This is a genomic window from Streptomyces lancefieldiae (assembly GCF_031845825.1).
GTDB lineage: Bacteria > Actinomycetota > Actinomycetes > Streptomycetales > Streptomycetaceae > Streptomyces > Streptomyces lancefieldiae.
Genome location: NZ_JAVRFH010000118.1, coordinates 1 through 7,374, shown reverse-complemented (window position 1 = coordinate 7,374; position 7,374 = coordinate 1). Strand labels below are relative to the sequence as shown.

At 71.5% G+C, this 7,374-nt stretch carries 6 protein-coding genes and 2 pseudogenes; 7 read left to right on the top strand and 1 reads right to left on the bottom strand.

Features of this window, described 5'->3' with window-relative positions; translation table 11 throughout:
* From RM812_RS40125 to RM812_RS40095, 7 genes and pseudogenes are all read left to right on the top strand, one after another.
* Positions 1–585, top strand: a pseudogene (locus RM812_RS40125) (hypothetical protein); the annotation flags it as partial.
* Positions 586–654: 69 nt separating this feature from the next.
* Positions 655–1,077, top strand: a complete 423-nt coding sequence (locus RM812_RS40120) for a phage tail protein (RefSeq protein ID WP_311585623.1) — start codon at positions 655–657, stop codon at positions 1,075–1,077.
* A gap of 28 nt (positions 1,078–1,105) precedes the next feature.
* Entirely contained in the window at positions 1,106–1,828 is a 723-nt protein-coding gene (locus tag RM812_RS40115; protein ID WP_311585621.1) for a CIS tube protein, read from the top strand.
* Positions 1,828–3,750 carry a VgrG-related protein gene (locus tag RM812_RS40110; RefSeq protein ID WP_311585619.1) on the top strand — a complete coding sequence of 641 codons (1,923 nt, stop codon included), beginning with the start codon at positions 1,828–1,830 and terminating at the stop codon, positions 3,748–3,750. Before RM812_RS40115 ends, RM812_RS40110 begins: the two co-directional genes overlap by 1 nt.
* A 58-nt stretch (positions 3,751–3,808) precedes the next feature.
* On the top strand, positions 3,809–4,261 hold the full coding sequence (locus RM812_RS40105; protein ID WP_311585617.1) for a GPW/gp25 family protein: 453 nt from the start codon (positions 3,809–3,811) through the stop codon (positions 4,259–4,261).
* Positions 4,261–6,219: a putative baseplate assembly protein gene (locus RM812_RS40100; protein ID WP_311585615.1), complete on the top strand. Its 1,959-nt coding sequence runs from the start codon at positions 4,261–4,263 to the stop codon at positions 6,217–6,219. The genes RM812_RS40105 and RM812_RS40100 overlap by 1 nt, the downstream gene beginning before the upstream one ends.
* 59 nt (positions 6,220–6,278) lie before the next feature.
* Positions 6,279–6,788, top strand: a complete 510-nt coding sequence (locus tag RM812_RS40095) for a phage tail protein (RefSeq protein WP_311585625.1) — start codon at positions 6,279–6,281, stop codon at positions 6,786–6,788.
* A 496-nt stretch (positions 6,789–7,284) separates the two neighbouring features.
* Here the strand turns inward: RM812_RS40095 and RM812_RS40090 are convergent.
* Positions 7,285–7,374, bottom strand: a pseudogene (locus RM812_RS40090) (nucleotidyltransferase family protein); the annotation flags it as partial.

Here is a 7,374-nt window from a genome sequence, read left to right as displayed (position 1 = left end):
GTGCAGCGCACCCCCGCCACCCGCCCCACGGCCGCCAAGGCCGTACCCCTGCGCCGGCCCACACCCCTGGGTGTCACCGCCGCCGGGACCCCACTGCCGGTGGCCCCCCTGACGCCGCCCCCGCCGACGCCGCCCCGCCCGCTCCACCCCGTGCACACCCCGACGGCACCGGCCCAGTCACCCGCGGACACCACCTCCGCGCCCCCGGTCCAGCGCGCGTTCGGCCGTACCACCGGTGCCCTCGCCGCCGCCGCGGCGTCCACCGTGGCCTCGACCCTCAGCCGCCTGCGGCCCCACTCGTCCGGGCACACCCCGGCCGACCCCCCGCCGCCCCCGTACAGTCCGCCCCCGCCCGGCAACCCGCCCCCGCACCCGGGTGGCCACACCACGCCGCCCCCGGCGGAGGACGACCGGCCGCCCGCCTACACGGCGGTCCCGGCCGGCGGGTTCGACCCGCGCGAACTGACCGACTTCCAGCTCGACGAGCTGGTGCACCGGATCATCGGCCGCGTCACCCGCCTCGTCCGCACCGAACTGCGCATGGACCGCGAACGGATCGGCAGACTCCGCGACCCCCGCGCCTGACCGCGCGCCCCCGCGCCCGACCGCCACCCGCGCGCCCCACCGCTCACCCGACAGAAAGGTCACCCCCCGATGCCCCGCCAGGACCCGGGCTCCACCATCTGGTTCAGCCTCGCCATCGATGGCGAGAGCCTCGGTTACTTCAACGGGTGCGAGGGCCTGTCGTCCCAGGTCGAGATCGAGCAGCGCCAGGAGGGCGGCAACAACGGGTTCGTCTGGCAACTGCCCACCCGCGTCACCTTCTCCACCATCCGGCTCACCCGCCCCATCACCCCGGACACGGCGAAGGTCGCCAAGTGGATCTCCTCCGTCCAGACCGGGATCAAGCGGCCCACCGCACAGATCTCGGCGCTGCGCGCGGACGGGTCGCTGGTCGCCCGCTGGGGGCTGATCGACGTACTGCCCGTCAGCTGGCAGGGCCCCACCCTCGACCCCAACAACCCGGCCGTGGCCAACGAGGTCCTGGAGATCACCCACCACGGATTCACGGACTGACGGCGCCGGAGAGCAGAGAGGAAGACCCATGGCCACCAGCAGCAAGGGCGCCGGCAAGAGCCTCGTCCGCGCCAACCTCGCCATCCACGAGCCGCCCACCGGCACGAGCACCACGCCCGGCGGGCTGATGCAGAGGTTCAGCTTCGAGTTCAACCCGGCGCAGCTCACCCTCACCCAGCGCGCCGAGTGGAAGGCGACGCCGACCATGGCCGTGCGGGACGGCTCCAAGCCGGAGTTCATGGGTGCCGACCCGCGGGAGATGACCGTGGAGATCTTCCTGGACTCGTCGATGAAGCCCGACGACAACACCGTGATGAAGAAGGTCGAGTCCCTGCTGCTCTGCTGCGAGGTGACCGGGAAGAGCATCGACGCCAAGCAGCCGTCGCCGCCCTGGGTGGTCTTCGAATGGGGCTCGTTCTCCACGGCACGGTTCACCGCGTACGTCTCGTCCATCGAGGCGCAGTACACGCTGTTCGGCACCAGCGGCGTCCCCATCCGCGCCACCTGCCAGGTCTCGCTGGTGGAGATCCCCGGCCCGACCCCGGGCCAGAACCCGACCTCCGGCGCACTCACCGCCCAGCGCGTGCACCGCGTCGTCGCGGGGGACTCCCTCCAGTCACTGGCCTGGAGCGAGTACGGCAGCGCGAACGCCTGGCGGGCCATCGCCGAGGCCAACGGCATCGACGACCCGTCCCGCCTGCCGACCGGCACCGAACTCGTCCTGCCCGCCACCGAGGAGGTGCCTCACTGATGGTGCGGCACGCTTTTTCCAGCATCGTCGAGGTCAAGATCGGTGGCGCGAAGCTGCCCACCGACATCGCCCCGATGCTCGTGGAGGGCTGGGTCGACCAGGGCGTCGGCGTACCCGCCGCGTTCCGCCTCACCTTCCGCGACCCCTACCGTCTGGTCCTCGGCAAGCTGAACGTCCAGTTCGGCACCAAGGTCGTCATCACCCCGATCGCCGACGGGCAGGGCATCGGCAACCCCCTGCTGACCGGCGAGGTCACCGGCCTGGAGGCCGACTACGACGGCACCGGCAGCTTCACGGTCATCCGCGGCTACGACTACGGGCACCGCATGATGCGCCAGCGCCGCGTGGCCGCGTACCGCAACCAGAAGGCCTCCGACATCGCCCGCAAACTCGCCGGCATGGACGGCGTGTCCATCGGCCGCATCCAGCCGACGAAGGGCACCTACGGCTTCATCAGCCAGTCCAACGTCACCGACTGGGACTTCCTCTCCCGGCTCGCCGACGAGAACAACATGGTCATGTCCCTCGACGCCAAGGGGAAGTTCCGGTTCGTCACGCCGAAACCGTCGGCCGGCGCACCCTCCCCGCAGACGGACGGCGACAAGAGCACCTTCGTCCTCCAGGCCGGCCACGACATCCTCCGCCTGCGGGCCGCCGTCACCGCCGCCGACCAGGTCGGCAAGGTCGAGTCGCGCGGCTGGAACGTCACCACCAAGAAGAAGATCACCGAGATCGCGCCCGCCACCACCGACCCGGGCATCAACATCGGCTCGACACCCGGACAGGCCGCCGGCAAGTTCAAGGCCGCCAAACTCGTCGAGACCGCCAACCCCTACGACAAGCAGGACGAGGTCCAGCACGCCGCCAAGGCACTCGCCGCCGACGTCACCTCCTCCTTCGCCGAGCTGGAAGTCGCCGTCTACGGCCACCCGGACCTGCGGCCCGGCGTCCCCGTGGCCCTCTCCGACGTCGGCAAGCCCTTCGAGGGCAAGTACACCGTCACCTCGGTACGCCACGTCTTCGGCGACGGCAAGCACTACGAGTCCTGGATCACCGTCAGCGGACGCCAGTGGCGCTCCCTGTACGGACTGGCCTCCGGCGGCAGCGGCGGCGTCGACCCCGCCAGCGCCGCCCGGCTGCCCAGCGTCGCCAACGCCATCGTCACCGACGTACAGGACCCCCTCAAACAGGGCAGGGTCAAACTCCAGTTCCCGTGGCTGGACGACGCCTACATCAGCGACTGGGCGCGCAGCGTGCAGATGGGCGGCAAGGACGGCGGCGGGGTCTTCCCCATGGACGTCGGCGACGAGGTGCTCGTCGCCTTCGACCGGGGCGCGCTGGACCACCCGTTCGTCATCGGCGGGCTCTACAACGGCCGGGACCTGCCCACCAAGGTCTCCGACGTCCCCCTGCACGACGGCCTGAAGAAGAAGGCCGTACGACACACCCTGTCCGACCGCCAGGGCAACCGCGTCGACCTGCTCAGCCAGCAGACCGGCGCACGCAAACAGGGCGTCCGGATCGCCAGCGGCAACAACAAGCTGGTCATCAACCTCGACCGCACCCAGACCGAGATCACCGTCGACAGCAAGGGCAGCGTCAGCATCACCGGCAGCCGCTCGGTGTCGGTCGAAGCAGGCACCAGCCTCACCCTCCGCGGCCGACGATCGGTCATGATCGACAGCGGCGGCCCGCTCACCCTGAAGGGCAAGGCCCTTGTCAGCCTCACCTCACTGGGCGGCGCGGTCAACGTCAACGCCATGGGCGGCGCCATGAACCTGTCGTCCAGCGGCATGACCTCGATCAACGCCACCGGCATGGTGTCGGTCAACTCCGTGGCCAACGTCAACATCAAGGCCATCAAGGTCGACCTCTTCGGCGCCGTGTTCGTCAACACCGTGAAGTACCCCCTCCCGGCATGACCGCACGTCCGTACCGGCACACCGGGTTCGCAGGAAGAAGAAGGCAGGTGGCCCCCTGATGGCCGAACAATTCGTCGGCTCCGGCTGGGCGTTCCCCATGCGCATCGGGCCCACCGGCGGCATCGCCCTCGTCAGCGGCGAGCAGGAGGTCGAGGAAGCCATCCGGCTCATCCTCGCCACCGCACCCGGCGAACGGCCGATGCGCCCCGAATTCGGCTGCGCCATCCACGACCTCGTCTTCGCCCCGGTCAACGAACAGACCGCCGGCCGCATCCAACACGAAGTACACGTCACCCTCGACCGCTGGGAACCCCGCATCGAGGTGCACGACGTCGAGGTCTCCACCGGTGGCGACCAGAGCGTCCTCTACATCGACGTCCGCTACTCGATCCGCGGCACCAACAACCCGCGCAGCCTCGTCTTCCCGTTCTACGTCATCCCCTCCCACGACGAGCCGGACCTCCCCGACGGTCCCGCCGGCCACCCGGGCTCACCCGAAAGCGACCGCTGATGTCCCTGCCCTCCCCCAACCTCGACGACCGCCGCTTCCAGCAGTTCGTCGACGATGCCAAGCGCTACATCCAGCAACGCGCCCCGGAGTGGACCGACCACAACGTCTCCGACCCCGGCATCACCCTCGTCGAGACGCTCGCCCACATGGCCGACCAGATCGTCTACCGCCTCAACCGCGTCCCGGAGAAGAACCACCTCGCCTTCCTCGACCTCGTCGGCATCACCCTCTTCCCGCCCTCCGCCGCCCGCACCGACGTCACCTTCTGGCTGTCCGCACCCCAGGAGGAACCGATCCTGGTCCCCGTGGGCACCGAGGTCGCCACCCTGCGCACCGAACGCGACGAAGCCATCGTCTTCGCCACCGAACGCGACCTGACCGTCGTACCGTGCACCCTCAGCCACCTCGTGGTGCAACACCGCGGCCAACCCGTCACCGACCGCACCACGGACCTCGCCGAGGGCAAGGACCTCATGTGCTTCGCCGAAGCACCCAACCCCGGCGACTGCATGCTCATCGGCCTCACCTCCGCCACCCCGCACTGCGCACTCGCCCTCGAACTCGACAGCCGCGTCGACGGCGTCGGCGTCGACCCCCGCCAGCCACCCCTCGTCTGGGAAGCCTGGACCGAGGACGGCTGGCAGCCCTGCGAGGTCGACCGCGACGGCACCGGCGGCCTCAACCGCCCCGGCGACATCGTGCTCCACGTACCCGGCGGCCACGTCCTGTCCCGCAACGGCGGTCACGAAGCCGGCTGGATCCGCTGCCGCGTCACCGACCCCCTGCCCGGCCAGCCCTTCTACACCACCTCACCCACCATCCGCTCCGCCGAGGCCTACACCATCGGCGGCACCACCGGCACCGTCCACGCCGAAACCGTCTACGACGAACCCCTCGGCGAATCCACCGGCCTGCCCGGCCAACGGCTCCGGCTCGAACACGCCCCCGTCGTCGCCGACGACCCACCCCTCCTCCTCCAGACCACCGACGACGACGGCTGGCAGGACTGGCACGTCGTCCCCCACTTCGCGGCCTCCCGCCCCGACGACCACCACATCACCCTCGACGCCGCCACCGGCGAGATCGCCTTCGGCCCCGCCGTCCGCGAACCCGACGGCACCCTGCGCCAGTACGGCACCGTCCCCCCGAAGGGCGCCATCATCCGCGCCCGCCGCTACCGCACCGGCGGCGGCCGAGCCGGCAACGTCGCCCGCGGCGCCGTACAGGTCCTGCGCACCTCCATCCCCTACGTCTCCGAGGTCGTCAACCGCGAAGCCGCCCGCGGCGGAGTCGACGGCGAGACCGTCGAAGAGGCCAAACTCCGGGCCCCCATCACACTCCGCGCCCAGGAACGCGCCGTCACCCTGCGCGACTACGAGGAACTCGCCCGCCGCGCCGCCCCCGAGACCGCCCGCATCACCTGCCTCGAGGGCAAGGAGAACGAATACGGCGCCCACGCCGTCCGCGTCCTCGTCGTCCCCCAGGCCGTCCCCGACCCCGGCGGCCGACTCCGCTTCGAACAACTCGTCCCCGGCGACGCCCTCCTGGAACGCATCACCCGCCACCTCGACGAACGCCGCCTCATCGGCACCCGCCTCGCCGTCGGCCCGCCCTACTACCAGGGCGTCACCGTCGTCGCCACCATCCACGCCTTCCGCGGCGTCGACGCCGACCGCGTACGCCGCCAGGCCCACGACGCCCTCTACCGCCACCTCGACCCCCTCACCGGCGGCGCCGACGGCAAGGGCTGGCCCTTCGGACGCCCCGTACAGACCGGCGAGGTCTTCGCCGTACTCCAGCGCGTCCCCGGCGTCGAACTCGTCGACGAAGTCGTCCTGCACCCCGCCGACCCCCTCACCGGCAAACGCGGCGACCCCACCGACCGCATCGACCTCGAAGCACCCGCGCTCGTCTTCTCCTACGACCACCGGGTCCGAGTCATCGGAGACGGCGCGTGACCACCACGACACACCGGGGCTCCATCGACGGGCTCGCCTCCTCCCTGCCCATCAGCACCATGCTCCCCGCCGTCTTCGCCGACGACGACCTCGCCCAGCGCTTCGTCGGCGGACTCGACGACGTCCTCGCCCCCATCCTCAGCGTCCTGGACTGCCTGGACACCTACTTCGACCCCGCCCTCACACCCGCCGACTTCGCCCAATGGCTCGGCACCTGGGTCGGCGCCGAAACCGACGGCACCGAACCCGAGGCCCGACTGCGCGCCGCCGTCGCCGCCGCCGCCCGGCTGCACCGCGTACGCGGCACCCGGCAAGGCCTGTCCGAGGCCGTACGACTCGCCTTCGGCGTCGAACCGGAGATCACCGAAAGCGGCGGCGCCACATGGAACGCCCGCCCCCTCGGCCCGTTCCCCGGCAGACCCCGACCCCACCTGCACGTCACCCTCCGGCTGCCCGACCCGACCCCGGCCGACACCCATCGCCTGGACACCCTCGTCGCCGCCGCCCGCCCCGCCCACATGCCCTACACGGTCGAAGTGACCGCATCCGAAAGGACCCCGGAGAGATGACCACGCAGAACTGCGCCGAGTGCGGAACCCGCGCGGAACCGGGCCAGTCCTTCTGCGACGCGTGCGGCGCCGTACTCCGCTGGGACCAGGCCGGCACCCGCACCACGCAACCCACGGCCTCCTCCACCGACCAGGTCCCCGGCCCGGACGCCACCTCCCGCCCCGGCCCGGGCGGCACCGGCGCGCCCCCCACCCGGCACGACCGCACCGACACGGCACCCACCACGAGCACCACCGGCGAACGGGACGGCACCACCGAGGAACCCCCACGCCTGCCCCAGCAACGCCGCCCGGCGGACGCGGAGCCGACCCACCCCGACGACCGCGACACCGACGAAATGCCGCGGATCACCGCGACGACCGAAAACCCCCACCCCGCCACCACACCCGACGCCCCCACCACACCCACCCCGGCAGCCACCACCGCCCACACCCCCGACACCACCCCGGCGCGAACCCCCGGCTCCGCCCTCACCGACACCATGTCCGACCGCGCCCGCTCGGCGTGGAAGTCGGCCATGTCACGCAGCGAGAAACGCGTCCAGATGTCGCCGTTCGTGGCGTACCAGGGCCGGTCCGGGTGCGG